28 protein-coding genes are annotated in these 24,710 nt (G+C 73.0%); 9 read left to right on the forward strand and 19 right to left on the reverse strand.

Translation table 11 applies throughout. The features are described 5' to 3' along the window. Positions 1 to 5 precede the first annotated feature (5 nt). The 4 genes from PVK74_RS06545 to PVK74_RS06560 form a co-directional block, all read right to left on the reverse strand. Positions 6 to 557, reverse strand: coding sequence for a hypothetical protein (locus PVK74_RS06545; protein ID WP_274478491.1), 552 nt, complete (start codon positions 555 to 557; stop codon positions 6 to 8). Between the two features lie 326 nt (positions 558 to 883). Beyond that, a complete protein-coding gene (locus PVK74_RS06550; protein WP_176722887.1) occupies positions 884 to 1,624 on the reverse strand; it encodes a hypothetical protein in 741 nt (246 codons plus the stop codon). 415 nt (positions 1,625 to 2,039) lie between these two features. Continuing rightward, positions 2,040 to 2,669: an MBL fold metallo-hydrolase gene (locus PVK74_RS06555; protein WP_069089614.1), complete on the reverse strand. Its 630-nt coding sequence runs from the start codon at positions 2,667 to 2,669 to the stop codon at positions 2,040 to 2,042. Next, positions 2,666 to 3,754 (reverse strand): S-(hydroxymethyl)mycothiol dehydrogenase, encoded by a 1,089-nt coding sequence (locus PVK74_RS06560; RefSeq protein WP_043323928.1) that lies wholly within the window; start codon positions 3,752 to 3,754, stop codon positions 2,666 to 2,668. Before PVK74_RS06560 ends, PVK74_RS06555 begins: the two co-directional genes overlap by 4 nt. Before the next feature lie 139 nt (positions 3,755 to 3,893). On the opposite strand from PVK74_RS06560, the gene PVK74_RS06565 reads away from it, so the two are divergent. Continuing rightward, on the forward strand, positions 3,894 to 4,307 hold the full coding sequence (locus tag PVK74_RS06565) for a hypothetical protein (RefSeq protein ID WP_030504610.1): 414 nt from the start codon (positions 3,894 to 3,896) through the stop codon (positions 4,305 to 4,307). 38 nt (positions 4,308 to 4,345) lie between these two features. On the opposite strand, the gene PVK74_RS06570 is transcribed toward PVK74_RS06565, so the two are convergent. The 5 genes from PVK74_RS06570 to PVK74_RS06590 all read right to left on the reverse strand — a co-directional run bounded on the left by PVK74_RS06570 (position 4,346) and on the right by PVK74_RS06590 (position 9,577). Then, positions 4,346 to 5,626 (reverse strand): MFS transporter, encoded by a 1,281-nt coding sequence (locus tag PVK74_RS06570; RefSeq protein WP_064445915.1) that lies wholly within the window; start codon positions 5,624 to 5,626, stop codon positions 4,346 to 4,348. Beyond that, positions 5,623 to 6,273, reverse strand: a complete 651-nt coding sequence (locus PVK74_RS06575; protein WP_043323924.1) for a GntR family transcriptional regulator — start codon at positions 6,271 to 6,273, stop codon at positions 5,623 to 5,625. Before PVK74_RS06575 ends, PVK74_RS06570 begins: the two co-directional genes overlap by 4 nt. 73 nt (positions 6,274 to 6,346) lie before the next feature. Beyond that, positions 6,347 to 7,186, reverse strand: coding sequence for an alpha/beta fold hydrolase (locus tag PVK74_RS06580; RefSeq protein ID WP_274478492.1), 840 nt, complete (start codon positions 7,184 to 7,186; stop codon positions 6,347 to 6,349). Beyond that, on the reverse strand, positions 7,183 to 8,094 hold the full coding sequence (locus tag PVK74_RS06585; protein ID WP_274478493.1) for an SDR family NAD(P)-dependent oxidoreductase: 912 nt from the start codon (positions 8,092 to 8,094) through the stop codon (positions 7,183 to 7,185). The genes PVK74_RS06580 and PVK74_RS06585 overlap by 4 nt, the downstream gene beginning before the upstream one ends. Then, entirely contained in the window at positions 8,087 to 9,577 is a 1,491-nt protein-coding gene (locus PVK74_RS06590; RefSeq protein WP_274478494.1) for a flavin-containing monooxygenase, read from the reverse strand. Before PVK74_RS06590 ends, PVK74_RS06585 begins: the two co-directional genes overlap by 8 nt. A 116-nt stretch (positions 9,578 to 9,693) precedes the next feature. Here PVK74_RS06590 and PVK74_RS06595 point away from each other — a divergent pair, with 116 nt between their 5' ends. After that, the gene (locus PVK74_RS06595) at positions 9,694 to 10,374 is read left to right on the forward strand and encodes a TetR/AcrR family transcriptional regulator (RefSeq protein ID WP_064445910.1); all 681 of its coding nucleotides are present in this window, start codon (positions 9,694 to 9,696) and stop codon (positions 10,372 to 10,374) included. Here the strand turns inward: PVK74_RS06595 and PVK74_RS06600 are convergent. Both PVK74_RS06600 and PVK74_RS06605 read right to left on the reverse strand, forming a co-directional pair. Further along, positions 10,349 to 10,804: a hypothetical protein gene (locus tag PVK74_RS06600; protein WP_274478495.1), complete on the reverse strand. Its 456-nt coding sequence runs from the start codon at positions 10,802 to 10,804 to the stop codon at positions 10,349 to 10,351. The genes PVK74_RS06595 and PVK74_RS06600 overlap by 26 nt on opposite strands. Continuing rightward, the gene (locus PVK74_RS06605) at positions 10,804 to 11,280 is read right to left on the reverse strand and encodes a hypothetical protein (protein ID WP_274478496.1); all 477 of its coding nucleotides are present in this window, start codon (positions 11,278 to 11,280) and stop codon (positions 10,804 to 10,806) included. Before PVK74_RS06605 ends, PVK74_RS06600 begins: the two co-directional genes overlap by 1 nt. Before the next feature lie 45 nt (positions 11,281 to 11,325). Here PVK74_RS06605 and PVK74_RS06610 point away from each other — a divergent pair, with 45 nt between their 5' ends. After that, positions 11,326 to 12,309, forward strand: coding sequence for a helix-turn-helix transcriptional regulator (locus PVK74_RS06610; RefSeq protein ID WP_274478497.1), 984 nt, complete (start codon positions 11,326 to 11,328; stop codon positions 12,307 to 12,309). Here PVK74_RS06610 and pdxR read toward each other — a convergent pair whose 3' ends face one another. Further along, entirely contained in the window at positions 12,310 to 13,785 is a 1,476-nt protein-coding gene (pdxR, locus tag PVK74_RS06615; protein ID WP_064445906.1) for a MocR-like pyridoxine biosynthesis transcription factor PdxR, read from the reverse strand. Between the two features lie 28 nt (positions 13,786 to 13,813). Between pdxR and PVK74_RS06620 the strand changes: the two genes are divergently transcribed. Together PVK74_RS06620 and PVK74_RS06625 are read left to right on the forward strand one after the other, a co-directional pair. Continuing rightward, positions 13,814 to 14,422: a LysE family translocator gene (locus PVK74_RS06620; protein ID WP_274478498.1), complete on the forward strand. Its 609-nt coding sequence runs from the start codon at positions 13,814 to 13,816 to the stop codon at positions 14,420 to 14,422. Positions 14,423 to 14,435: 13 nt separating this feature from the next. Further along, the gene (locus PVK74_RS06625; RefSeq protein WP_104115798.1) at positions 14,436 to 15,143 is read left to right on the forward strand and encodes a B3/B4 domain-containing protein; all 708 of its coding nucleotides are present in this window, start codon (positions 14,436 to 14,438) and stop codon (positions 15,141 to 15,143) included. Here PVK74_RS06625 and PVK74_RS06630 read toward each other — a convergent pair. The 6 genes from PVK74_RS06630 to PVK74_RS06655 form a co-directional block, all read right to left on the reverse strand. Then, on the reverse strand, positions 15,081 to 15,311 hold the full coding sequence (locus tag PVK74_RS06630) for a hypothetical protein (RefSeq protein WP_274478499.1): 231 nt from the start codon (positions 15,309 to 15,311) through the stop codon (positions 15,081 to 15,083). The two genes, PVK74_RS06625 and PVK74_RS06630, sit on opposite strands and share 63 nt — an antisense overlap. 269 nt (positions 15,312 to 15,580) lie before the next feature. Next, a complete protein-coding gene (locus PVK74_RS06635) occupies positions 15,581 to 16,606 on the reverse strand; it encodes an ABC transporter ATP-binding protein (RefSeq protein WP_274478500.1) in 1,026 nt (341 codons plus the stop codon). After that, entirely contained in the window at positions 16,603 to 17,667 is a 1,065-nt protein-coding gene (locus tag PVK74_RS06640; RefSeq protein WP_274478502.1) for an ABC transporter ATP-binding protein, read from the reverse strand. The genes PVK74_RS06635 and PVK74_RS06640 overlap by 4 nt, the downstream gene beginning before the upstream one ends. 17 nt (positions 17,668 to 17,684) lie before the next feature. Next, complete coding sequence (locus PVK74_RS06645) at positions 17,685 to 18,674, reverse strand: ABC transporter permease (RefSeq protein ID WP_043330115.1); 990 nt, start codon at positions 18,672 to 18,674, stop codon at positions 17,685 to 17,687. Between the two features lie 65 nt (positions 18,675 to 18,739). After that, a complete protein-coding gene (locus PVK74_RS06650) occupies positions 18,740 to 20,485 on the reverse strand; it encodes an ABC transporter substrate-binding protein (RefSeq protein WP_064445899.1) in 1,746 nt (581 codons plus the stop codon). A 59-nt stretch (positions 20,486 to 20,544) separates the two neighbouring features. Next, entirely contained in the window at positions 20,545 to 21,576 is a 1,032-nt protein-coding gene (locus PVK74_RS06655; protein WP_210882755.1) for an ABC transporter permease, read from the reverse strand. A 410-nt stretch (positions 21,577 to 21,986) separates the two neighbouring features. Here PVK74_RS06655 and PVK74_RS06660 point away from each other — a divergent pair, with 410 nt between their 5' ends. The 4 genes from PVK74_RS06660 to PVK74_RS06675 all read left to right on the forward strand — a co-directional run bounded on the left by PVK74_RS06660 (position 21,987) and on the right by PVK74_RS06675 (position 24,158). Continuing rightward, positions 21,987 to 22,379 (forward strand): SSI family serine proteinase inhibitor, encoded by a 393-nt coding sequence (locus PVK74_RS06660; protein ID WP_274478504.1) that lies wholly within the window; start codon positions 21,987 to 21,989, stop codon positions 22,377 to 22,379. A 124-nt stretch (positions 22,380 to 22,503) separates the two neighbouring features. Further along, complete coding sequence (locus PVK74_RS06665) at positions 22,504 to 23,379, forward strand: pentapeptide repeat-containing protein (protein ID WP_420800516.1); 876 nt, start codon at positions 22,504 to 22,506, stop codon at positions 23,377 to 23,379. A 190-nt stretch (positions 23,380 to 23,569) separates the two neighbouring features. Next, positions 23,570 to 23,824: a preprotein translocase YidC gene (locus PVK74_RS06670; protein WP_104115932.1), complete on the forward strand. Its 255-nt coding sequence runs from the start codon at positions 23,570 to 23,572 to the stop codon at positions 23,822 to 23,824. 73 nt (positions 23,825 to 23,897) lie between these two features. After that, positions 23,898 to 24,158, forward strand: coding sequence for a hypothetical protein (locus PVK74_RS06675; protein WP_043323893.1), 261 nt, complete (start codon positions 23,898 to 23,900; stop codon positions 24,156 to 24,158). On the opposite strand, the gene rnhA is transcribed toward PVK74_RS06675, so the two are convergent. Continuing rightward, positions 24,077 to 24,640 (reverse strand): ribonuclease HI, encoded by a 564-nt coding sequence (gene rnhA, locus PVK74_RS06680; protein ID WP_043323891.1) that lies wholly within the window; start codon positions 24,638 to 24,640, stop codon positions 24,077 to 24,079. The two genes, PVK74_RS06675 and rnhA, sit on opposite strands and share 82 nt — an antisense overlap. Positions 24,641 to 24,710 lie beyond the last annotated feature (70 nt).

The raw sequence follows: 24,710 nt of genomic DNA on the forward strand, positions 1-24,710 counted from the left end.
GGTTCTTACTTGTTCCAGTGCTCGGCGACGATCTCGGCGGCCTGCTTCTCCCACTGCGCGTACGCGTCGGGGTAGGCGCTGACCTGCACGGTCTGCGCGGCCTCGGTCAGCGGCATGTCCTGCCAGCCGTCGACCTGCTTGAGGCCCTTGAGGAACGCCAGCGTCGAGTACTCGGGGTCGGTGATCTGCTCCGGCGTACCCCAGCCGCTGGACGGCCGCTGCTGGAACAGGCCCAGCGAGTCGTGGTCGTTGCGGTCACCCAGGTGACCCAGGTTCTCCAGCTTCGACTCCTGCAGCGCGGTGGCGATCGCGACGACAGCGGCCCGCTCGGGCAGGCCCGCCTTCTTGGTGGCCGCGATGATGGCCTTGGCGTTGGCGATCTGCTCGTCGTTCAGGTCCACGTGCGACTGCTCGCCCTGCGGGCTCACGCCCTGAACCGCGACGGCGGCCGGCTTGGTGGTCTCCGCCGCGTGGGCGGCGACCGGACCGGCGAACACGCCACCGGTGAAGGCGAGACCGGCGATACCGAGGATGCTCTTGCGCAGGATCGTGTTCATGGTGGGCTCCGTTCGGGGGTCGACGCATCCGGGGGGATGCGTGGGCACCGTCAGGCGCTCGAAGTTCTCGGGGGATCCGGCAGCGCGGGGCGTGCCGGGTGCATCTGCAACGACCGACGCCCCGGGCTTGTTCCCCGGGGGCGCTCGCCGGCGCCACTCCGGTCGCGCACCGGCTTACAACGCCCCCCACCCGCCCCCGCCCCGCCCCGCCGATCTTGGAGTTGTGGCGCCCAGGATGTCCGGTATCAGAGGTATGCGAGGCACCACAATTCCAAGATCGGCGAGAACGGCCGACCCCGGAGGGCCGGCCGTTCGCTACGGGTGGGTCACCAGACCTGCTGGACGATGTCCGCCGCCTGCTCCTCCCACTGCGCGTACGCGTACGGGTAGGCGGACACCTGGACCGTCTGCGCGGCGGTGGTCAGCGGCAGCTCGTGCCAGCCGCCGACGTTCTTCAGCGCGTTGAAGAACGCCTTGCTGGAGTACTCCGGGTCGGTGATCTGCTCGGACGTGCCCCAACCGGACGACGGGCGCTGCTGGAACAGGCCCTCGGAGTCGTGGTCGTTGTACGCGCCGAGGTGACCCAGGTTGTACAACTTCGACTCCTGCAGCGAGGTGGCGACGCCGATCACGGCGCCCCGCTCCCCCACGCCGGTCTCCTTGGCCGCCTCGACGATGGCCTTGGCGTTGGCGAGCTGCGCGTCGTCGAGCGGGATGCGCGACTGCGCGCCCTCGACGCCGTGCGGCACGAGCTTCTCCTTGGCCGGCCGGTCCGCCCTGGTCGGCAGCTTGTCCAGGCCGGTGGTCTGGCCGGGCTTGACCGCCTCGGTCGAGGTCTGCTTGCCGGTGGCCAGGTCGATGGCGGCCTTGGCGCCGGCGTGCGGGCCACTGGTCACGGGCGCGGCCACGGCGGTGGGGCCGACGGCCAGCCCGCCCAGGACGGCCACGCCCGCCACGCTCAGCACGGCGCGGCGGTTCTTGGCGACGGCGACGGTCTTCGCGACGGCGGTCTTCGCCACGGCGGTCTTCGCGATGGCGGGGAGCCATCGAGTGAAGTGCTGCTTCACGATGGTTGCCCTTTCGATCGTTACGACGCGCTCCGGGATGAGCGCCCCTCGGGGGACTACCGCCGGGTAGGTGTTTGGGTTCCGACGGTATGGGGGACACAACGAGCCCGCAGTGTCGGTCATTCCGGAAATGCCGGGCAGCGCCGAGGCTGCGGTCCAGGTCACCCGCGATTCCGGGCACCCGGTCCGCATCCTGGGTGAAGGGCGAGGAACGGGACGATCAGGGCGAGACGCCGCACCGGACCAGCACGGACGCGAGTGTCACCGGGGCGGAACGTCGCCCGCCCACACGGTTTTCCGGACCCGTCCGAAGCGGACGGACACCCGGCGCCACCCGGGCGCGGACGGGCCGGAAGACGCCGCACGCGGGCCCGGACCGGACTGCTCCGGCCGGACCCGCGCGGGTGTGTGGTCCTCAGTGGCCCCGGGCGATCCACTCGTCCAGGTGCGGCGCCTCGGCCCCGATCGTGGTGTCGTCGCCGTGCCCGGTGTGCACCACCGTCTCCGGCGGCAGCGTGAGCAGACGGGTACGGATCGACTCGACGATGGTGCCGAAGTCGCTGTACGACCGGCCGGTGGCGCCCGGTCCCCCGGCGAACAGGGTGTCGCCGGTGAAGACCGCGCCCAGGTCGGGCGCGTACAGGCTGCACGCGCCGGGGCTGTGGCCGGGGGTGTGCAGCACCCGCAGCGTGGTCCCGCCGACGGTGATGCTCTGCCCGTCGGTCAGCTCGCCGTCCGGGGCGGTGCCCGGGTGCACCATGTCCCACAGCACCCGGTCGGCCGGGTGCAGCAGCACCGGCGCGCCGGTGGCCCGGGCTAGCTCGGGCGCGACCCGGACGTGGTCGTCATGGGCGTGCGTGGCCACGATCGCCACCACCCGCCGGTCGCCGATCACCTGGCGGATGGCCGCGACGTCGTGCGGCGCGTCGAGGACGACGCACTCGGCGTCGTCACCGATCACCCAGACGTTGTTGTCGACGTCGAACGTCTGGCCGTCCAGGGAGAACGTGCCGGACGTGACGGCGTGGTCGACGCGGGCGGTCACGGGAAGACCACCACCGAGCGCAGCACGTCGCCGTGGTGCATCCGGCTGAACGCCTCCTCGACCTGGTCGAGGGCGATCTCCTCGGTGACGAACGCGTCCAGGTCCAGCCGGCCCTGCCGGTACAGCTCGGTCAGCATCGGGAAGTCGCGGCTGGGCAGGCAGTCGCCGTACCAGCTGGACTTGAGCGCGCCGCCGCGACCGAACACGTCCAGCAGCGGCAGGTCGACAGTCATCTCCGGCGTCGGCACGCCGACCAGCACGACCGTGCCGGCCAGGTCACGGGCGTAGAACGCCTGCTTCCAGGTCTCCGGGCGGCCGACCGCGTCGATCACCACGTCGGCGCCGAAGCCGCCGGTGGCGGCGCGGATGGCTTCCACCGCGTCGTCCTCGGAGGCGTTGACGGTGTGGGTGGCGCCGAACTTGCGCGCCCAGTCGAGCTTGCGGGAGTCGGTGTCCACCGCGATGATCGTGGTCGCGCCGGCCAGGGCCGCGCCGGCCACCGCCGCGTCGCCGACGCCGCCGCAGCCGATCACCGCGACCGAGTCGCCCCGGGTCACGTTGCCGGTGTTCATGGCCGCGCCGAGGCCGGCCATCACGCCGCAGCCGAGCAGGCCGACGGCCGCCGGCCGGGCCGACGGGTCGACCTTGGTGCACTGCCCGGCGTGCACGAGCGTCTTCTCGGCGAACGCGCCGATGCCGAGCGCGGGCGTCAGCTCGGTGCCGTCGGTGAGCGTCATCTTCTGCGTCGCGTTGTGGGTGGCGAAGCAGTACCACGGGCGGCCGCGGCGGCAGGCCCGGCACTGCCCGCAGACCGCGCGCCAGTTCAGCACCACGAAGTCGCCGGGTGCCACGTCGGTGACGCCGTCGCCGACCTGCTCGACGATGCCGGCGGCCTCGTGGCCCAGCAGGAACGGGTAGTCGTCGTTGATGCCGCCCTCACGGTAGTGCAGGTCGGTGTGGCAGACGCCGCACGACTGGATGCGGACCACCGCCTCGCCCGGTCCCGGGTCGGGCACCACGATGGTGGTGACCTCCACGGGCGCGCCCTTGCGCCGCGACACGACTCCCCGGACTTCCTGGCTCACAGTGCCTCCCTTGTTGCGTGCTTCTGCACCCCGAACCTACCGCTGATCATGACCCGCGAACCAATGAAGCCCGCCGGATTGTCCTGGTCATGACCGGGTACCCGGTGTGCCGGTTCTACCAGGTGGGACGGGAGTGATCATGAGGCTGTCGCATGCGCCGCTGCGGGTCGCCATCGGCGCGTACATCTTGAACTCCGGGCTGGGCAAGCGGGGCCTGGAGGGTGAGGCTGCCGCGGGCATGCACGGCATGGCGGCCGGCGCGATGCCGCAGCTGCGGCAGATCCCGCCGGACCGGTTCGCCGTGCTGCTGTCCCGGGGCGAGACGGCGCTCGGCGCGGCGCTGCTCGCCCCGTTCGTGCCGTCGTTGCTGGCCGGGGCCGCGCTCACCGCGTTCGGCGCGGGGCTGGTGCAGCTCTACCTGAAGACGCCCGGCATGCGGGAGGGCAGCAGCCTGCGGCCGAGCCAGGAGGGCATCGGGCTGGCCAAGGACGTGTGGCTGGTCGGCGCCGGGCTGACGCTGATGCTCGACTCGCTGGTGCGACACCGGCGCTGAGCCGCCCGCGCCGAAGCCGCTCCGGGCCGGCCGCGTACTCAGACGGGGGCCGCGGCCGTCGCGGCGGCCCGGTCGGCGGCGATCCGGCGGGCGGCGTTGCGGTAGCGCAGCACCTGCGCCGCGCCGAGCGCCCAGAGCAGGAACTGCACGGCGAACGCCCAGCGGAACGCGGACAGCGGCGGCGCGTCGTGCCCGGCCGGGGTGGCCAGGTCGAGCACCAGGCCGACGGCCAGGATCAGCACGATCGAGGCGGCGAAACCGCCGACGTTGACGATGCCGGTGGCGCTGCCGATGCGGTGCACCGGGTTGAACGAGCGGGCGTAGTCGAATCCGATCATCGAACCGGGACCGTTGACCGCGAGCACCACCACGAGCGCCACCAGCAGCGCGTGCGGCGCCCGGCCCGGCCACGCCAGCACCACCGCCCACATGCCGGCGGTGCCGGCGGTGATGGCGAAGACCAACACCGAGCGGTGGAACGGGAAGCGGGCGCACAGATGCGCGAGCACCGGCCCGCACACGAGCGTCACCATCGTCATCAGGGTGAGCAGCCCGGCCGCCGCCGTGGGCGAGAAGCCCTGGCCCTGCACCAGGAACGGGTACCCCCACAGCAGCGCGAACACCGAGCCGGAGAACTGCGTGACGAAGTGCGTCCACAGGCCCAGCCGGGTGCCCGGCTCGGCCCACGCCTCGGCGAGCTGGCGGCGCACGGTCGCCAGGTCGGGCGCGAGCGCGGTGGCGTGCTCGGCGTGCGGGGTGTCGCGTACCGCGACGAGGATCATCAGCACCACCGTCGCGCCGAGCGCCGCGGCGGTCAGGAACGCCGGGGTCCAGCCCGCGCGGTGCAGCAGCAGCACCAGGGGTACGGCGCCGAGCACCGCGCCGAGCTGGCCGACGGTGCCGGTGAGCTGCACCAGCAGCGGGTTGCGGCGGCCGGGGAACCAGAACGCGACGATGCGCAGCACGCTGATGAAGGTCATGGCGTCACCGAGGCCGACCAGCACCCGCGCGGCGACGGCGGCCGGCACGTCGGTGGCGACCGCGAAGACGATCTGCCCGGCCACCATCAGCGCGCCGCCGGCCAGCAGCAGCCGGCGCGAGCCGTAGCGGTCCAGCAGCACCCCGACCGGGACCTGCATGGCGGCGTAGACGGCGAGCTGGGCCACGGAGAACGTGGCGAGCGCGGAGGCGTTGATGTGGAACCGATCCGCCGCGTCGACCCCGGTGACGCCGAGTGAGCTGCGGTGGAACACGGCTGTGAGGTACGCGGTCAGCGCCACCGCGTACACCAGGGCCGCGGGCCGGCGGGACACGCTCACCGCAGCGTCCCGAGCATCCGCGCGGCGGTGTCGATGTGCCCGGCGACCGCGTCGCGCCACGCCTGCGGGTCGTCGCCGTCGAGCGCGGCGAGCTGGCCGGCGTGCTCGGCCAGGGCGACCTCGGCCCAGCCGGGCGAGAGCCGGAAGCTCGCCTCGCCCATGCGCAGCTGCCGGTCGCGCAGCCGGTGGTACAGCTCGGCCAGGATCTCGTTGCCGGCGGCCTCGACCACGGCGGCGTGGAACGAGCGGTCGGCGCCCATCAGCGCGCTGATGTCACCGGCGGCGTGCGCGCGTCGCATCTCCTCCAGCCGGCGGGCCAGGTCGGCGCGCAACTCGGCGCGGCGGTCCCAGACCCGCTCGGCGGCGTGCAGCTCGACCAGCCGACGGGCCTCGATGACGTCGGCGATCTCCCGGGCCGATACCGGCCGGATCAGCGCGCCGCGCTTCGGGTAGAGCTTGACCAGACCCTCGGTCTCCAGCCGCAGCAGCGCCTCCCGGACCGGGGTGCGGGACACGCCGGTCGCGTCGGCGATCTCGCCCTCGCTCACGAGCTGGCCACCCGGGTAGACCTGTTCCAGGATGGCCTGCTTGAGGTGCCGGTACGCCCGCTCGGCGGCGGACGGCGCGGTCCGGCTGGGATGCGTCATGTATCTAAGCTTGCTCCGCGGCTCGTCCCGCCGCTCGATCGCGGGCCCGGGCAGTGGCGCAGGCCACCGCGGGTCAGGCCCACAACTCCCGCAGCAGCGCCTCCACCTCGGCGGTCCGCTCGATCTGCGGCATGTGCCCGGTGTCGCGGAACAGATGGCGGCGCGCGTGCGGCAGCCGGCTGCCGGCGTACGCCAGGTGCGTGGCGGGCAGGATCAGGTCACGGTCGCCCCAGACGAGCAGCGTGGGCAGGTCGAGCGCGGCCACCGCGTCGAGCAGTTCGGCGCGCCACCGCGGCTTCACCCCGCGCCAGGTGCCCAGGTCGCGGACCAGCTCCAGCATCACCCGGGCGGCGTGCGGCTGCCCGGCGACGGCGAGCGCGGTGGCGATCCGCTCCTCGGTGACGTACGCCGGGTCGAAGAAGATGGCCCGCTCGCTGCGGCGGGCGATCCCCGGATGCGGGCGCAGCAGCAACGGCGCCAGCGGGCGGATCGCGAGCAGCCGCAGCGCCACCGTCACCTCCCGGCCGAAGCCGGCGCTGTTGAGCAGCGCCAGGCTGGCCGCCCGCTGCGGCGCGTCGACCGCTAGGCGCATCGCCACCGCCCCGCCGAGGGAGTTGCCGACCAGGCGCGCCGGGCCGGTCACCCCGGCCACGTCGAGGAACCGGGCGACCGCGCCGGCCAGGGCGGGCAGCGTGTGCGGCCCGTCCAGCGGCGCGGAGCCGCCGTGCCCGGGCAGGTCCACCGCGAGCACCAGGTGGTCGCGGGCCAGCGCGGCGTGCAGGGCGGTGAAGTCGTCGAGGGTACGGCCGATGCCGTGCAGCAGCACCACGGGCGGCCCGTCGCCGCTGATCCGGCAGCGCACGCGCCGGCCGTCGACGGTGCGCTCGTCGGCCGGCGGGAGGGCCACCGTCACGCCGTGCGTCCGGGTTCCCGCGCGGCCTCCTCGCCGGGCGTCTCGGCCCGCGGCGCCGGCACCTCGGCGACGGCCGCCGGGCGGGACGGGCGCATGCCCAGGGCGAGCACCCGGCCGTACCCGGCGGGGGCGACCCGGGCCAGCAGGTCGGGCAGCTTCGCCGACCAGCCGATCAGCACCCGGCCGCGACGCCGCTTCGCGCCGCGCAGGATCGCCTCGGCGGCCTTCGCCGGGTCGATGGTGAGCAGCTTCTCGAACTGCCTGAGCCCGGTCTCGTACTCGGCCCGGTCAACGCCGCTGCCGACCCGGGCGCTGCTGGCGATCCGGGTGCGGATGCCGCCCGGGTGCACCGACGTGACGCCGACGCCGTCGTCGACGAGTTCGTGCCGCAGCGCCTCGGTGAAGCCGCGGACGGCGAACTTGCTCGCCGCGTACGCGGCCTGCCCGGCGGGCGCGATGATGCCGAACAGGCTGGAGACGTTGACCAGGTGCGCGCCGGGTTCGGCCTTGAGCGCGGGCAGCAGCGCGTGGGTCAGGCGCACCACCGCCCGGAAGTTGATCTCGACGACCCAGAGGAACTCCTCCACTGTGACCTGGTCGAAACGCCCGCCCAGCGCCACCCCGGCGTTGTTGATCAGCAGCCGGATGCGGGGATGCGCGCGGTGGATCTCGGCGGCGACCCGCTCGGTGGCCTCGGCGTCGGCGAGGTCGACCACGTGCGTCTCGACCCGCCGGTCCGGGTGCGCCGCCGAGATCGCGGCGGCGACCGAGGTCAGGCCGTCGGCGTCGCGGTCGAGCAGGACCAAGTCGGCGCCGCGCCGGGCCAGGCCGTGGGCCAGCGCCGCGCCGATGCCGCTCGCCGCGCCGGTGAGCACCGCGGTGCCGCCGGGAAAGACGAGGTCACGCATCGGTTCCTCCCGAGGTGGCGGCGGCGGGCACACCGGCGCGGGCGAAGCGTACGCCGTCGGTGAGCGGGCCGTGCCGCATCAGGCGTACGTCGCGGGGGTAGTTCTGGTGCAGCCGCCACGGCGCGCGCGGCCCCTGCTTGGGCAGCTGGTCGACGGCGCGCAGCACGTAGCCGGACTGCAGGTCGATGATCGGCGCCAGGTCGTCGGTGTCCGGGGCGAGCGGCGTGACGATCTGCTGGCCGGTCTCGTCGAGGTGGCGCAGCAGCCGGCAGACGTAGGTGGCGACGAGGTCGGCCTTGAGCGTCCACGAGGCGTTCGTGTAGCCGATCGTCATGGCGAAGTTCGGCACGCCGGACAGCATCATGCCCTTGTAGGCCACCGTCGAGGCGAGGTCGACGTCGGCGCCGTCGACCGCCAGGGTCATGCCGCCGAGCGCGAGCAGGTTCAGTCCGGTGGCGGTGACCACGATGTCGGCGGGCAGCTCCTCGCCGGAGGCGAGCCGGAGCCCGTGCTCGGTGAACGTGTCGATGGTGTCGGTGACCACCGACGCGCGTCCCTCGCGCAGCACGGTGAACAGGTCGCCGTCCGGCACCACGCACAGGCGCTGGTCCCACGGGTCGTACCGGGGCGAGAAGTGCCGCTCGACGTCGTACCCGGCGGGCAGCCGGCCCTTCGCGGCCCGGCGCAGGAACCGCTTCACCACGCCGGGGGCACGCCGGCTGAGCTGGAAGTTGGCCACTCCGAGCGCGACGTTCTTCCACCGCGCCACCGTGTACGCGGCCTTCGGGGGCAGCCAGCGCCGCGCGGCGTCGGCGAACGGGTCGCGCGAGGGCAGCGCGATCACGTACGTGGGTGAGCGCTGAAGCATGGTGACGTGGGCGGCCCGCTCGGCCATCGCCGGCACGAGGGTGACGGCTGTGGCGCCGCTGCCGATCACCACGACCCGCTTGCCGGTGTAGTCCAGGTCGTCGGGCCAGTGCTGCGGGTGCACGAGCGTGCCGGCGTACCGCTCGACGCCGTGGAAACGCGGCGTGTAGCCGGAGTCGTAGCGGTAGTAGCCGGAGTTGGTGAACAGGAACCCGCAGGTGATGGTGACGTCCTCGCCGGTGTCGTCGCGGCGGGCGTGGACCGTCCAGCGGGCGGTGGCGCTGTCCCATTCCGCGCGCACGGCCCGGTGGTGGAAGCGGATGTGCCGCTCGACGTCGTACTCGCGGGCGGTCTGGCGCACGTACGCGCGGATGGAGTCGCCGTCGGCGATGGCCTTCGGGTCGGTCCACGGCTTGAACGAGTAGCCGAGGGTGTACATGTCGGAGTCGGAGCGGATGCCCGGGTAGCGGAACAGGTCCCAGGTGCCGCCGATGGCGCCCCGGGCCTCCAGCACCGCGTAGGTCTTGCCGGGGCACTCGCGTCCGAGGTGGACGGCGGCGCCGATGCCGGACAGGCCGGCCCCGACGATGAGGACGTCGACGTGGTCTGCGGCCATCGGTTTCTCCCGTTCGCACCGGCGGTGGACCGGACACTATCCATCGCCGTCGAGCGCAGTCAACACCGTGTCGAGCTTAATCGACAGGGTGTTGAGCGGGTGTAGCATCAGCCGACATGACCACCGCCCGTACGCCGGCCGGCGCCGCGCCCAGCCGCGGGCGGCGGGCCGGCCGCTCCGCCGGCGACGAGCGGGAGACCGCGATCCTGGCCACCGCCGAGCGGCTGCTGCGGCAGCGCGCGTTCGGCGACATCTCCATCGACGACCTGGCGCGCGGCGCGGGCATCTCCCGTCCCACGTTCTACTTCTACTTCCCGTCCAAGGACGCGGTGCTGCTCACGCTGCTGGACCGGGTCACCGAGGAGGCCGACGCGGCGGCCGGCGGCGTGTTCGACCGGCTCGCCGAGGACCCGCGCGCCCACTGGCGGGAGCTGATCGCCCGGTTCCACGCCACGTTCGGCGGGCACCGGGACGTGGTGCTGGCCTGCGCCCAGGTACGCGGCACCAACGCCGAGGTGCGGCGGCTCTGGGCCGAGGTGCTGGAACGCTGGGTCCGCGCGGTGCAGGCCGCGATCGAGACCGAACGCGCACGTGGAGCGGCCCCGGACGGGCTGCCCGCCCGGGACCTCTCCATCGCGCTGAACTCGATGAACGAACGGGTCTGGTACGCCACGTTCGCCGGGGACGGCCCGGCGGTGGCCGAGCGGGACGTGGTCGACGTGCTGCTCGACGTCTGGCTGACCGCGATCTACCGGACCACCACCCCGCCGGTCATGCCGTCCGCCGGAACTCCATGATCCAGTTGGTCTCCCAGGTGCGCTCCCCGTCGGTGGAGAACGCCTGCTCCCAGCGGCAGGTGACCGGGGTGATCGCCGACCAGAGGAACCGGCAGCGCACCGGGCGGCCCTCGTCGGTGTCGTCGGCGTGGAACTCACCGACGCCGTCGGTGAACCGGCCCACCACCGGCGGCTGCTCCAGCACGCCCCGCGCGCTGTGCATCCAGTAGATCGACCACAGCCCGGTCGCCGGGTTCAGGACGCGCACGCTGGAGCCGGAGAAGCCCCGGCTGGGGCAGCGCATCTCGTCGAAGCTGCCCGCGCCGTCGAAGAACGAGCGGGCCTCGCTGACGCCGGCGAACTCGTCCCAGTCGTCGCTGCCGACGTGCCGCTGCCGCAGACGCCGGTTGGTCACGTCCCAGGTGCCGACGAGGAAGTCGAAGTCGCCCATCAGGACCCCACCGGCCCCTCGGGCCGGGCGTCGGCCAGGTAGCCGGCCAGGTCCGGTCGGTCCGGTGCGAGCACGTGCCGGATCCAGGCGGCGCGTTCGTGTTCCAGCACGCCCAGCTCCCAGACGCAGCCCACCCCGGGTCGCTCCAGGTCCACGAAGCGCGCCGGATCGTCGTCCGGGCAGTCGAGCGCGGGCTGCCCGGCGATCGCGATGCGGCACTCGACCACGTTGTCGAAGAACCAGGTGTACGCCAGCAGGTACGCGCCGCTGTCCGCGCCCCGGTGCAGCACCACCCAGCTCGCCGGCGGGGTGCCGCCGTCGGGACCGGGCAGCAGCTTGGGAAGGTACGCGTACGCGGCGTCGACCACACGTGGTTCGAGGCGGCGGTCCGGCTGGTCGATGTGGTAGCGCTTGACGTGCCGGCCGGCGACCTCGATCGTCCCCGGCACCGTCAGCTCCTTGTCGTGGAAAGCCATGATCGGGACGGTAGGGGTGGTCCCCTGACAGCTAGTGTCAGCGGAATGCGGGCCAGTCGACTCCTGTCCATCCTGCTGCTCCTGCAGGCGCACGGCCGGCTCACCGCCGCCGACCTGGCCACCCGCCTCGAGGTGTCGGTACGCACCATCTACCGGGACGTCGAGGCGCTGCACACCGCCGGTATCCCGCTGTACGGCGAGGCCGGACACGACGGCGGCTACCGGCTCGTGGAGGGCTGGCGGACCCGGCTGACCGGGCTGACCGCCGAGGAGGCCGACCGGCTGCTCTTCGCCGGGCTGCCCGGACCGGCCGCCGAACTGGGCTACCAATCGGTCGTCACCGCCGTGCAGCTCAAGCTGCGGGCCGCGCTACCAGCGCCGCTGGCCGACCGGGCCGCCCGGCTGGAACAGCGGTTCCACCTGGACACGCCGGGCTGGTACTCCGACGGCGACCCGTCGCCGTACCTGGCCGAGGCCGCCGAGGCGGTGTGGCGGGAGCGCCGGATCCGGGTGCGCTACCGGGGCTGGCGCGGCGAGACGACCCGCGTGCTCGAACCGTACGGGCTGGTGCTCAAGGGCGGGCGCTGGTATCTCGTGGCCGCCCGCCCGGACCGCGCCGGACCGGCCACCTACCGGGTCAACCAGATCCTCGACCTGGCCCCGCTGGACGAGACGTTCGAGCGGCCCGAGTTCGACCTGCCGGCCTGGTGGCGCGCCCACGTGGTGGCGTTCCGGGCCGGGCTGCACCGCGACGAGGCGAGCATCCGGCTGTCGCCGCGCGGGTTCGCCCGGCTGCGCGAGATCGGCAGCGACGTGGTGGTCGCCGCCGCCGAGGCGAGCGCCGGCCCGCCCGACGACAGCGGCTGGGTGCGCGCGGTCATCCCGATCGAGTCGCTCACCCACGCCCACGGCGACCTGCTGCGGCTCGGCGCCGACGTGGAGGTCCTGTCCCCGGCAGAGCTGCGCGCCCGCCTGGCCGCCACCGCCACCGCCCTGGCCGCCCTCTACCCCCCACCTCTCCCTCGTTGATCAAGGAAGGGCGTGGAGGGCATCGGCCACCGTGGACAGGGCGCGGTCGATCTCCGACGGCGGGGTGGCCGCGTACCCGAGGACCAGGCCCGGCGGCTGCGGACGCTGCCCGTGCCAGGACAGCGGGTGGACCTTGACGCCCCGGCGCAGCGCCTCCGCCGCGAGCGCCAGGTCGTCCACGTCGCCGGGCAGCGTGACCGTCAGGTGCAGCCCGGCGGCGGCGCCGTGCACCACCGCCCCCGGCAGGTACGCGCGGACCGCCCGGATCATCGCGTCGCGGCGGCGTACGTGCCGGTGGCGCAGCAGCCGCAGGTGCCGCTCCAGCGCTCCCGACTCCATCAGCTCGGCCAGCACGAGCTGCGGCAGCGCCGCGTTGCCCAGATCCGCCGTCCGCTTCGCGTCCACCACGTCGGCGTGCAGCGACGGCGGCACCAGCGTCCACCCGATCCGCAGGGCCGGGGCGAGCAGCTTGGAGATGCTGCCGGTGTAGCAGACCCGGTCGGGGGCCATGCCGCGCAGCGCCGGCACGGGCGGGCGGTCGTAGCGGTGCTCGGCGTCGTAGTCGTCCTCCAGCACCAGGCCGCCGTCGCGCGCCCACCTCAGCAGCCGGCGACGCCGCTCACCGTCGAGCACCACCCCGGTCGGGAACTGGTGCGCCGGGGTGAGCAGCACGGCCGGCGCGCCGGACCGCTCCAGCTCGTCGACGCGCAGGCCCCTGTCGTCCACCGGCACCGGCGGCGTCGCCATCCCGGCGTACGTGAGGTGCTGCCGCACGCCGAGCGAGCCGGGGTCCTCCACCGCGACGGTGCGCGTACCCCGCTCGTGCAGCACCCGCGCGAGCAGGCCGAGCGCCTGGGACACCCCGGCCACTACCACCACCTCGGCCGGGTCGGCGCGGATGCCCCGGTTGCGGGCCAGCCAGTTCGCGACGGCCCGCCGCAGCGCGGGCGTGCCGGTCGGGTCGCCGTAGCCGAGCGCGGCGGGCGTGGCCCGGTGCAGCACGGCCCGCTCGGCCCGCAGCCAGGCCGCGCGGGGAAATGCCGCCAGATCGGGTACGCCGGGCGTCAGGTCCACCCTCGCGGGGGCGGCGCGCAGCGCTTCGAAGACGTCGAGGCCGGGCCGGCCGGTGAACACCTCCGGTGCTCTCCTCGGCTCGGGTGGCCGGGCGCGCACGGCGGCCGGGGTGGCCACCACGACGGTGCCGGCCCGGCCGCGCCCGGCCACCTGGCCGTCCTCGCCCAGCCGCTGGTACGCCTCGGTCACCACGCCGCGCGAGACGCCCAGCTCGGCGGCGAGCACCCGGCTGGGTGGCAGGCGGGTACCTACTGGCGCCCGGCCGTCGGCGATCGCCGAGCGCAGCCGGGCGGCCAGCCAGTCCGCGCGGCCGCCGGGCGGGGCCTCGCCCACATCGAGCTGGAGGAAGTCCGCGCCGACCGATTTGGACCTCTCGGAAACGACGGCTTTGGCCCTGTCCACCGGACCATTATGGCCAGAGGCTGGACGGGTGACCATCGCCTTCCTGCTGACCGCACTCGTCGTCGCCGTCACTCCGGGCACCGGGGTGACGCACACGCTCGCCACCGCCGTGACCGCCGGACGCCGCGCCGGGCTGGCCGCCGCGGCCGGTGCCACGCTCAGCCTCGTCCCGCACGTGATCGCCGCGGTGACCGGCCTGGCCGCGCTGCTTCGCGCCGGCACCCCGGCGTTCCGGGTGGTGACCTGGCTGGGCGTGGCGTACCTGCTCTGGATGGCCTGGTCGGCGTGGCGCGACCGGAGCGCGTTCACCGTCGACGCGGACCGGCCGCCGCGCCCGGCGTCGGCGGTGTTCCGCGACGGGGTGTTGCTGAACCTGCTGAACCCGAAGGTGACGGTGTTCTTCGTGGCGTTCCTGCCGCAGTTCGTACCCCCGGGCACGCCCGCCGCTCCCGTCCGCATGCTCGCCTGCGGCCTGGTGTTCATGCTGGTCACGCTGCTGGTGTTCGCCGGGTACGCGGTGCTCGCCGGCGCGTTGCGCCGCCGCGTGCTGGCCCGGCCCCGGCTGAGGGCGCTGCTGCGGCACGCCGTGGCCGGCAGCTTCCTCGCCCTGGGCCTCGGCCTCGCGTTCACCGCCTAGAAGGAGTTCATCAGTGCGTTTCCGGCACTCCCCCGAGATCTGGTCGTCCTTCCCCGAGCTGACCTGCGGCGTCCTGCACGCCACCGGGATCACGCCCGACGCCGACGTCACGCCGCGCCTCGCCGGTCACCTCGGCGTCGCCCGGGACCGGCTCGCCGCCGCACCGGAGGGCGGCTTCCCGGAGATCCAGGCGTGGCGGCGCGCGTTCACCCGGATGGGCTGCCCGCCGACGCGCTACCGCTGCGCGGCCGAGTCACTGCTGCGCCGGTTGCGCCGCGACGGCGACCTGCCCCGGCTGCACCCGCTGGTGGACCTCGGCAACGCGCTCTCCGTCGGGTACGCGGTCCCGGTCGCCGTGCTCGACCTGGCCGGGATCGACGGCGACCTGACCGTGCGCCCGGCCGACGGCACCGAGTCGTATCTCGGCCTCGGTGGGGAGTCCGAGCAGCCCGCGCCCGGCGAGGTGATCTTCGCCGACGAGGGCGGGCACGCGCACGCCCGGCGCTGGTGCCACCGGCAGAGCGGCGCCTCGGCGGTACGGGCCGCCACCGTCGAGGTCCTCGTGGTCATCGAGGCGATGCACGCCGGGGCGGCGCCGACCGTACGCCGGATGCTGGACGAGCTGGCGGCGGCGCTGGCCGAGCAGTGGCGCGTGCCGTCACGGACGGGGGTGCTCACCTCGCAGGCCCCGGAGTTCGCCGTGCCCGTCCGGACCGCCTGACGCCGGCTCGGACGGCTCGCCGTGCAGCTCGCGCAGGGCGTCGGCGAGCCGGTCGTCGGCGGTGCCCCACCACTGCCGGGCCAGCTCGACAGTGCGGCCGAGCGAGTCGTCGCCCACCCGCTCGGTGTGCAGCTCGGCGCTCATCATGCGCAGGAAGCGAACGGTCACGGCATCGGACTCATCGGCTATCACGCCCGTACCCTAGCCACCGCCTCCGACGAAACCGGCGGCCGAGTCGGGGTCGTCCGCCCGGTTGAGGTCGCCGCGCGCGGGTAGTGCGCGGTCAAGCCCCAGCGATACGGGCACTACGACCGGGGTCGCGATCGTCACCGGCGCGGACTCCGGCATCGGCGGCCGGGGGGCGACCGCGCCCGGCTCAGGGCACAGTCAGGCTTGATACCTGCTCCGGGCAGGGTCGTCCCCGGCTCCGTCGTGGGTCAGGTGCGTTCGTTGCTGCCGGGTTCGCCGGTAGACATGCCGACCGGTCCGCTCTCCGGGTAGTGGCAGGCGGTGAGTTGCCCGCCGTCGTCCCGGGTGGTCAGCGCCGGTTCTTCGGTGGCGCAGTGGTCGGTGGCTTTCCAGCAGCGGGTACGGAAGCGGCAGCCCGATGGCGGGTTCAACGGGGTGGGGACGTCGCCGGTGAGGCGGATCCGGCCGGCGGGCCCGAGCGTGGTGACGTCGGGGATGGCGGAGAGCAGGGCGCGGGTGTAGGGGTGCTGGGGCCGGGTGTAGATGTCGTCGCGGTCGCCGATTTCGACGATCTTGCCGAGATACATGACGGCGACGCGGTGGCAGAAGTGGCGGATGACGGCGAGGTCGTGGGCGATGAACACGAACGCCAGGTCGAGGTCGCGTTGCAGGTCGCGGAGCAGGTTGATGACCTGCGCCTGGATCGACACGTCCAGCGCCGAGACGGGTTCGTCGGCGACGATGAGCTTGGGTTTCAGCGCGAGGGCGCGGGCGATGCCGATGCGCTGGCGTTGCCCGCCGGAGAACTCGTGCGGGTACCTGTTGTAGTGCTCCGGGTTCAGCCCGACGAGTTCGAGGAGTTCCTGGACGCGTTTCTTCACGCCGCCGGGCGGGTTGATGCCGTTGACCTGCAACGGCATGGCCACGATCCGCCCGACGGTGTGGCGGGGGTTCAGTGAGGCGTACGGGTCCTGGAAGATGATCTGCAGGTCCTGCCGCAGCGCACGCAACTCACGCCGTCCGCCGTGGGTGATGTCCCGCCCCGCGAACATGATGCTGCCCGAGGTGGGCTCCAGCAGGCGGACCAACATCCGCCCGGTCGTGGTCTTCCCACACCCCGACTCCCCCACCAGGCCGAGCGTCTCACCCGGACGCACATCGAAGTCCAGCCCGTCCACCGCCCGCACCGCACCCGTGCTACGCAGGCCCTGCCGGACGGGGAAGTGCTTGGTCAGTCCCCGCACCGACAGCAGCGGCTCGGTCTCGGCGCTCATCGGGCCACCCCCACCCGCGCGACCTCGTCCCGGTAGATCCGCTCCCGCGCGGCGACCGGCAGATGACACGCCACCAGATGACCCGACGCACCAGCAGGGCCCAGCTCCGGGATCTCGGTGCGGGACCGGTCACCGTTCACGCCGGCCCACCGGCACCGCGGGTGGAACGCGCACCCCGACGGCAGATTGATCAAGCTGGGTGGGTTGCCGGGGATCGGCACCAGGTCCGCGTCCGCGTCACCGTGCAACGACGGCACACTCGACAACAACCCCCACGTGTACGGATGCTGCGGCGCCCGCAACACCCGCTCCACACTCCCGTGCTCCACCGCCCGACCCGCATACATCACCAACACGTCATCAGCCACCTGCGACACCACACCCAGGTCATGCGTGATCAGAATGATCGCCGACCGGAACTCCGCCTGCAGATCCGCCAGCAGGTCCAGGATCTGCGCCTGCACCGTCACATCAAGCGCCGTCGTCGGCTCATCCGCGATCAACAGCTCCGGATCATTCACCAGCGCCATCGCGATCATCGCCCGCTGCCGCATCCCACCCGAGAACTCATGCGGAAACTGATCGAACCGCTTCGCCGGCTGCGGAATCCCCACCCGGCCCAGCATGTCCACCGCCCGCGTCCGGGCCTCCCGCCGCCCGGCCCTCGGATGATGCACCCGATACGCCTCCGCGATCTGCCGCCCCACCGAGTAGTACGGATGCAACGCCGACAACGGATCCTGAAAGATCATCGCCATGTCCCGGCCCCGCAACCGACGAATCTCCTCCTCACCCAGACCCACCAACTGACGCCCACCGACCGAGATCTCCCCGGAAATGGTCGTCCGCTTCACGTTGTGCAAGCCGAGGATCGCCAGCGACGTGACGCTCTTACCGGAACCGGACTCGCCCACGATCCCCAGCGTGCGACCCCGCTCGACAGCAAACGACACCCCGTCCACGGCCCGCACCACACCGTCCTCGGTGTCGAACCGCACCCGCAGATCCGTGACCCGCAGGTACGGGTCCTCGCCGCGTCGCGGCGTCGGAAGCTCCACCATGTCCGTCTCCTCCTTCCTCAGCCCAGCCGGACCCGTGGGTCGATCACCGCGTACAGCACGTCGACGACGATGTTGGCGACCACGATGAACACGGCCGCCAGCAGCACCGTCGCCATCACCACCGGCAGGTTGAGGAACTGCACCGCCTCCACTGTCGCCTTGCCGAGGCCCTGGAGGCCGAAGATGGTCTCGGTGATGAACGTGCCGCCGAGGCTGGTGCCGATGTCCAGCCCGGCGATGGTGACGATCGGCGTGATCGCCGCGCGCAGCGCGTGCCGGGTGTGCACCTGCCGCGCGGGCAGCCCTTTCGCCCGGGCGGTGCGGATGAAGTCCTCCGACAGGGTCTCCAGCATCTGCGCCCGGGACAGCCGGGCGTACAGCGCCGAGTTGAGGAAACCCAGCGTCATCCAGGGCAGCAGCAGCCCGGCCGCCCACCGGGCCGGGCTCTCGGTCAGCGGCGTGTAGCTGGGGAACGGCAGCAGCCCGGTGGAGTAGACGAGCAGGTAGAGCAGGATCAGACCGAAGAAGTAGACCTGCATGGACGCGCCGGCCAGGGTGACGCCGATGGCGGCGCGGTCGAACGCCGTACCCCGGCGCAGCGCCGACACCATGCCCAGGGAGATGCCGAGGCCGAGCCAGAGCACGGCGCCGCCGAGGACGATGCTGAACGTCACCGGGGCGCGCTGCGCGACGATCTCGGTGACCGGCTGGTTGTTGCGGAACGAGTAACCCAGGCAGGGCGCCGGGCAATCCTGCCGGAAGTCCCCCTCGCCGTAGGTACGGCCGGCGAAGACGCCGCCGACGAAGTCCGCGTACTGCCGGGGCAGCGGCTGGTCGATGCCAAGGCGGCGCTCGACCTGGGCGATGTCCTCGGCCGTGCAGTTCTTGCCGCACATCACCTTCGCCGGGCTGCTCGGCACCGCGAAGAAGAGACCGAATGTGACGAGGCTGATGACGACCAGGGTCAGGGCGGCGACGAGCAGCCGCCGGACGACGAAACGGAGCAACGGGAGCACCTCCCCCGGGGTGGGGCGCGGGGACGACCGCCGTGGCAGCCGTCCCCGCGCGGCTGTCACTTCTTCACGTAGATGCCGTTGAGCGAGATGATCCCGAACGCGTCGCTGAGGAAGGCGTTGCCGACCTTCGAGCCGTGCAGCTCGTAGGTGGCGTCGTAGTAGCAGGGCACCACCGGCGCGTACTTCTCCATGATCATGCGGTCGAGCGCCATCCAGCCGGCGTCCTGCTCCGCGGCGGGCAGGGCGCGGACCCGGTCGATCTCCGCGCCGACCGACGCCTCGTTGAGGTACGACAGGTTCTGGTTGCCCTCGGCCACGATCTCCCGTCCGTCGTAGACCGGCGGGATGACTGTGGAGCCGGTGGGCCAGTCCGAGCCCCAGCCGGTGAGGTAGAGGTCGTAGGGGTTGTCCTTGCGGCCCACCTCGTCGTAGTAGCTGCTGTTGTCGATCGGCTTCATGACGATGTCGAACCCCATGTCGGTGAGGTTCTTGCGCAGCGCCTCGGCCTGCTGGGTACGCAGTTCCAGGCTGGAGTGGGCGAGCACCAGCTTCGGCCGCTTTCCGGCGAGCAACTCGGCGGTCTTCGCCTTGTCGCCGGTCACCGGGGCGTTGAACACGTCGTACGGCACGAACCCGGCGGTGGTGGGTGACATCAGCGTGGTCGCGGGTGTCCCGGCGGCCTGGCCGCCGAGGACCTTGAGCAGGGCGTCCTTGTCGACCGCGTAGTTCAGCGCGCGCCGTACGTTCAGGTCGGTGACCCGCTGGGTGTTGATGCTCAGCACCCAGTTGTACTGCGTCGGGCCGCGGACGACCCGGTCGGCGACGCCGGCGCCGGTGGTGCGGGGCAGCACCGACGGCGGCACGTCCGACCAGCTCAGCGCCGCCTGGTCGGCCGGTCCGTCGGCGACCAGCCGCTCGGCGATCTGGGCCTGCTCCAGGCCGAACGTCATCCGGACCGTGTCCGGGTACGCGTTGCGGAGCGGGTCGGTCGCCGGGTCCCAGTTCGGGTTGCGTTCCAGCTCCAGCGACACGTCGCGCTGGTAGGACTTCACCCGGTACGGGCCGGACGAGAACGGCCGCAGATCGTAGTTGGCGCGGGTGTCCTTGGCGGCGGGCACCGGCGCGCTGGTGGGCAGCGCCGCCGCGTACGGCATGTCGCAGTGCGGCTGCGGGAACGTGAACCGGATGGTCCGGTCGTCGGGGGTGGTGACGCCGTCGGGCACCGGCTTGCCGCCGTCGTACGGTCCCTTGTAGGTGGCGTTGTACGCCCCGCCCGGGTAGAGCCACTGCTGGATGTAGTGCGGGCCCTCGTTGAGGTTCGCCGCGAACGAGCGGGCGATGCCGTGGGCGACGTCCTTGCTGCTCACCGGCGTGCCGTCCTCGTAGCGCACGCCGTCGCGCAGCGTGAACTCCCAGACCTTGCAGTCGCCGTCGACGTCCTTGCCGGGGTTGGTGGCCAGGTCGCCGACGAGCAGCAGCTTGCCGGTGCCGTCCTCCTTGTAGCCGTTGAGCGGGCGGTAGAGCATGCCGCCGGCGACCTGCTGCACGTTGACGTAGTTGCGGGCCGGGTCGAGGTGTTCGAAGTCGGCCGGCTGCATGACGGTGAGGGTGCCGCCCCGGGACGCGCCGTCGACTGGCTTCGCCGGGCCCTGGTTGTCGGCGGCCTCGTACGAGATCGAGCCGCTCTGGGTCTTGGTCTTCTGGTCGTCGCCGCCGCTGTCGTCGGGCGTGGGGTTGCAGCCGGCGGCGGCCAGCGCCGCCGCGGCGAGGACACCTGTCAGTGTCCGGGTTCGTGCGCGCACGGTGTGCTCCCTTCGTGCCCGGCGGCCCCCGCCGGCCGGGCGTGTGATGGCCGTGGGGACTACCGGGTGGAGCGGGGATCCAGCGAGTCGCGCAGCGCGTCGCCGAGCAGGTTGAACGCCAGGACCAGCAGGAAGATCGTCAACCCGGGGAACAGGGTGTACCAGGGGTCGCTCGCGACGTAGCCGATGCTGTTGAAGATCATGCGGCCCAGGTCGGGCGTGGGTTCGGTGACGCCGATGTTGACGAACGCCAGCGCCGCCTCGATGGCGATGAACTGGGGCACCATCAGCGAGACGGTGACCAGGATCGGCGCCCAGATGTTCGGCAGCAGCTGCCGCAGCAGGATGTGCGCGGTGCCGGCGCCGGCGGCCCGGGCCGCGTCGACGAACTCCCGCTCCCGCAGCGAGATCACCTGCCCGCGGACCAGCCGCGCGGTGTACGTCCAGCTGAACAGGCCGAAGGTGGCGACGATCAGGGCCACCCGGAAGGCCGGCGACGGCGCCTCCCGGTCGGAGTAGAAGCGGTCCTGCAGGATCGGGATGACCGCGAGCGCGAAGATGAGGAACGGGAACGCCAGCGTGAGGTCGATCAGCCAGTTGACGAGACTGTCCAGCCAGCCTCTGGCCCATCCGGCCAGCACACCGACCGCGACGCCGATGCACGAGGCCAGCAGCGCCGAGGTGAACGCGATGAACAGCGACGTCCGAAGGCCGTAGACCAGTTGCATCAGGATGTCCCGGCCACTGCCCGGCTCAAGGCCCAGCCAATGATCGGAACTGATCCCGCCGGCATACCCGATCGGCATTCCGAAATCGTTCAACCGGTCGACGAACTTGTCGGTCGGGTCGATTCCGGTGAGCCGCCCCAGCAGCGGCGCGCCGAGCGCCACCACCGCGGCCACGAGGAGCGTCAGGGCGCTGACCCGGGCCGTTCGGTCCCGCTTGAGCCGCAGCCAGGCGAGCTGGTTCGGTGACCGGCCGACGAACTCGGCGGTCCGGCCGACGGGTTCGGAGTCGGCCTGGATCTCGGGGCCGGGAATGGTCGCTTCGGCGGCCGTGGTCCGGGGCGGCGGGTGTGAGAGATCGCTCATGAACAGTCCCTCCGACGGGGGCGAAAACGCCCTGCCACCCGACGGTAAAGGGATACGGAGCACCGGAAAGAATCGTTACGGTAACGGCCGTTCCGGTTGTCATCCATTGACAACGATCCGGCGTACGGAATGCATCGGCGCAATAACGGGCCGATTTGGTTGTCAGCCTTTCAGGCAGGCGTCACGCTTATTCGGAATGCGTTTACGCGAGGCGCGGAAGCGGTTGTCAGCCGTTCGGGCATTCCCGTACGCCGATGTCACACCGAACGTGCGACGCGGTCGGCTGGTGTAACACTTCGTGACTCTTCGCGTTCACACCGTCCACCTAGGGTTCTCGGCGGCCCGGTTCGCACGACGGACCGGGTCACCCATCGGCCCCGCACCCCGGGGCCCCGACGGAAGGACCACCCATGCCCTTCGCCCGACGTACCGCCGCACTGGCCCTGGTCGCCGCGCTCGGCGCGCCGGCCTCCCCCGCGCAGGCCGCGCCGCGCCCCGGCCCGCAGACCCCCTCGGTGCTGCTGCTCACCGTCGACGACGGCGCCGGCGTACACGCCACGGTGCTGACCTGCGGGCCGACCGGCGGTCTGCACCCCGACCCGTTCACCGCCTGCCGGCTCGTCGCCCGCGTCGACGGCGACCTGGACGCGCTCGACGTGGACGGCGCGCCGTGCACCTCCCAGTACGCCCCGGTCGTCGCCCGCGCCGCAGGCTTCTGGCAGGCCCGCCCGGTCTCCTACACGCGCACGTTCGCCAACCCCTGCCTGATGCAGCGCACCACCGCCTCCCTCTTCACCTTCTGACCCTCCCCTCTCGTTCTGGTTGATCATGAGGTTGGCGGCGGTTGCCGTCCGTTTTGTCGCCGTCAACCTCATGATCGACGGGGTGGGTGGGGTGGGGGTGGGGTGGGTGCGGAGAATGGTGCGGGTGGACGGGGGTGCTGTGGAGGCGCGCACGGTCGGTGGCGGGCGGGAGCTGCGGGCGGACTGTTCGCGCTGCGCCGGGGTCTGCTGCGTCGCGCCGGCGTTCACCGCGTCCGCCGACTTCGCCATCGACAAGCCCGCCGGACGGCCCTGCCCGAACCTGGGCGCCGACTTCCGCTGCGGCATCCACACCGAGCTGCGGCAACGCGGCTTCCCCGGATGCACCGTGTTCGACTGCTTCGGTGCCGGCCAGCACCTCACCCGGCACACGTTCGCCGGCCGCGACTGGCGCGCCGACCCGGCCACCGCAGCGCGGATGTTCGACACCTTCGCGGTGTTGCGGCCCCTGCACGAGTTGCTCTGGTACCTGACCGAGGCGGTACGCCTGACCCCGCCCGGCCCGCTGCGCGACGAGCTGACGGCAGTGCTGGACGAGACCGGCCGGCTCGCCGACGGCACCCCTGACGAGCTGCTCGCACTCGACGTCGACGCGCATCGGGACCGGGCCAACCGGCTCCTGTCCCGCGCCGCCGAACAGGCCCGCGCCGGGCGGGCCGGCCCGGACCGCCGGGGCGCGACGCTGATCGCTGTGGACCTGCGCCGTACGCCACTGGCCGGGGCCAACCTGCGCGGCGCCTGCCTGATCGGCGCGGACCTGCGGGGCGTACGGCTCGGCGCGGCCGACCTGACCGGCGCGGACCTGCGCGGGGCCGACCTGCGCGGCGCCGACCTGAGCGAGTGCCTGTTCACGCACCAGTCGCAGCTCGACGCCGCGCGCGGCGACCACCGCACGGTCCTGCCGCCGGGGCTGCGCCGCCCGGCCCACTGGTCCCTGACGCTGACCCCGGCCCGCCCCCGGCCACGCCCCCGCCGCCGCTGACCCGCCCGGCCCGCCGGTCCGGACACTGGGCGACGATCAAGGAGTTTGTGGCTGGTTCGGGGCCGGATCGGGACACAAACTCCTTGATCAACGGGGAGAAGGGGGGCCGGAGGGCGGAGGGGGCGGGGTTTGGTGGGGATGGGGTGGGGTAGGCGGCGCGGACGACTGTTGGTCGACGGGAGGGGCACCGGTGGGATATCGGGCACGCGACGGTGAGGAGCCGGTCGATCCGGCGCACGCCGAGGACGAGGCCGGGCAGGTTCCGCTGGTGCAGACGGCCGCGGACACCGACGTGCCGGCGCCCGCACCCGGCGCGCCGAAACCGGACGAGGTGACCGAGGACGACGGCTCCGGCATGGCGGGCGGCGCCTCCGGCAGCAGCTCGGGCGGCTCCTCGATGCCGACCCACCCGGACGCGGCCCGCGGACGGGACGCCGCCGGCTGAGCAGGCGCGAGCACCGGCCGGACACCAGGCCACCCGAACGTTTGCCGTCACCCGCTGCGGGCAGGAGTGCGACATGACCAGTGAAGAGTCCTTCGGCCGCGCGGCCGGCGACGAACCCGACGGCGTGACCGCGTACGAGGCGTCCCTGCGCCCGCCGGGCGAGTCCCTGCACACCACCGACGACACCGGTGACGACTTCGCCGACCTGCCCGCCGAGGACCGCCGGTCCGCGCGGGAGGTCAGCCGCGCCGGCTACGACGTCGACGCGGTCTCCGGGACCGGCGACCCGTCCGAGGAGCCGGAGGAGATCGAGGAGGGCCGGCCGCTGCGCTGACGCGTGCGCGGGGCGGCGGCCGTGCCGCTCCGCGCCTCGGTCATGCCCCGGTTCGCCAGCGCGTCGGCGCGTTCGTTCTCCGGGTGCCCGTTGTGGCCCTTCACCCACAGCCACGTCACGTCGTGCCGGGCACAGGCCGCCTCCAGCGCCTGCCACAGGTCGGCGTTCTTCACCGGCTGCTTCGCGGCGGTCAGCCAGCCGTTGCGCTTCCAGGCGTTCAGCCAGCCGGTGATGCCGTTGCGTACATAGGTGCTGTCGGTGTGCAGCCGTACCGTGACCGGGCGGGTCAGGCTCTCCAGCGCCCGGATCGCGGCGGTCAGCTCCATCCGGTTGTTGGTGGTCGGGGTGGCCTCGCCGCCGCACAGCTCCCGCTCGTGCCCGCCCCAGCGCAGCACCGCGCCCCACCCGCCGGGCCCGGGATTGCCGCTGCACGCGCCGTCGGTCCAGATCTCCACGACCCGGCCGGTCTCCGCCTCCGCCATGCCCGGCAACCTACCGGGTACGCGAGCACGCGGGACCACCCGACCCGCCGCGCGCGGTTACCGTGCCGGC

Origin of the sequence: Micromonospora chalcea, from assembly GCF_028768405.1 — a bacterium.
Taxonomy (GTDB): Bacteria; Actinomycetota; Actinomycetes; order Mycobacteriales; family Micromonosporaceae; genus Micromonospora; species Micromonospora chalcea.

Excerpts from the sequence above, each read along its gene's own strand:
- PVK74_RS06585 (WP_274478493.1), bottom strand. The coding sequence starts at position 8,094 with ATGCGTGACCTCGTCTTTCCCGGCGGCACCGCGGTGCTCACCGGCGCG.
- PVK74_RS06545 (WP_274478491.1), bottom strand. The coding sequence starts at position 557 with ATGAACACGATCCTGCGCAAGAGCATCCTCGGTATCGCCGGTCTCGCC.
- PVK74_RS06610 (WP_274478497.1), top strand. The coding sequence starts at position 11,326 with ATGCGGGCCAGTCGACTCCTGTCCATCCTGCTGCTCCTGCAGGCGCAC.
- PVK74_RS06575 (WP_043323924.1), bottom strand. The coding sequence starts at position 6,273 with ATGACGCATCCCAGCCGGACCGCGCCGTCCGCCGCCGAGCGGGCGTAC.
- PVK74_RS06655 (WP_210882755.1), bottom strand. The coding sequence starts at position 21,576 with ATGAGCGATCTCTCACACCCGCCGCCCCGGACCACGGCCGCCGAAGCG.
- rnhA (WP_043323891.1), bottom strand. The coding sequence starts at position 24,640 with ATGGCGGAGGCGGAGACCGGCCGGGTCGTGGAGATCTGGACCGACGGC.
- PVK74_RS06675 (WP_043323893.1), top strand. The coding sequence starts at position 23,898 with ATGACCAGTGAAGAGTCCTTCGGCCGCGCGGCCGGCGACGAACCCGAC.
- PVK74_RS06660 (WP_274478504.1), top strand. The coding sequence starts at position 21,987 with ATGCCCTTCGCCCGACGTACCGCCGCACTGGCCCTGGTCGCCGCGCTC.
- PVK74_RS06590 (WP_274478494.1), bottom strand. The coding sequence starts at position 9,577 with ATGGCCGCAGACCACGTCGACGTCCTCATCGTCGGGGCCGGCCTGTCC.
- PVK74_RS06565 (WP_030504610.1), top strand. The coding sequence starts at position 3,894 with ATGAGGCTGTCGCATGCGCCGCTGCGGGTCGCCATCGGCGCGTACATC.
- PVK74_RS06635 (WP_274478500.1), bottom strand. The coding sequence starts at position 16,606 with ATGAGCGCCGAGACCGAGCCGCTGCTGTCGGTGCGGGGACTGACCAAG.
- PVK74_RS06605 (WP_274478496.1), bottom strand. The coding sequence starts at position 11,280 with ATGGCTTTCCACGACAAGGAGCTGACGGTGCCGGGGACGATCGAGGTC.
- PVK74_RS06600 (WP_274478495.1), bottom strand. The coding sequence starts at position 10,804 with ATGGGCGACTTCGACTTCCTCGTCGGCACCTGGGACGTGACCAACCGG.
- PVK74_RS06595 (WP_064445910.1), top strand. The coding sequence starts at position 9,694 with ATGACCACCGCCCGTACGCCGGCCGGCGCCGCGCCCAGCCGCGGGCGG.
- PVK74_RS06640 (WP_274478502.1), bottom strand. The coding sequence starts at position 17,667 with ATGGTGGAGCTTCCGACGCCGCGACGCGGCGAGGACCCGTACCTGCGG.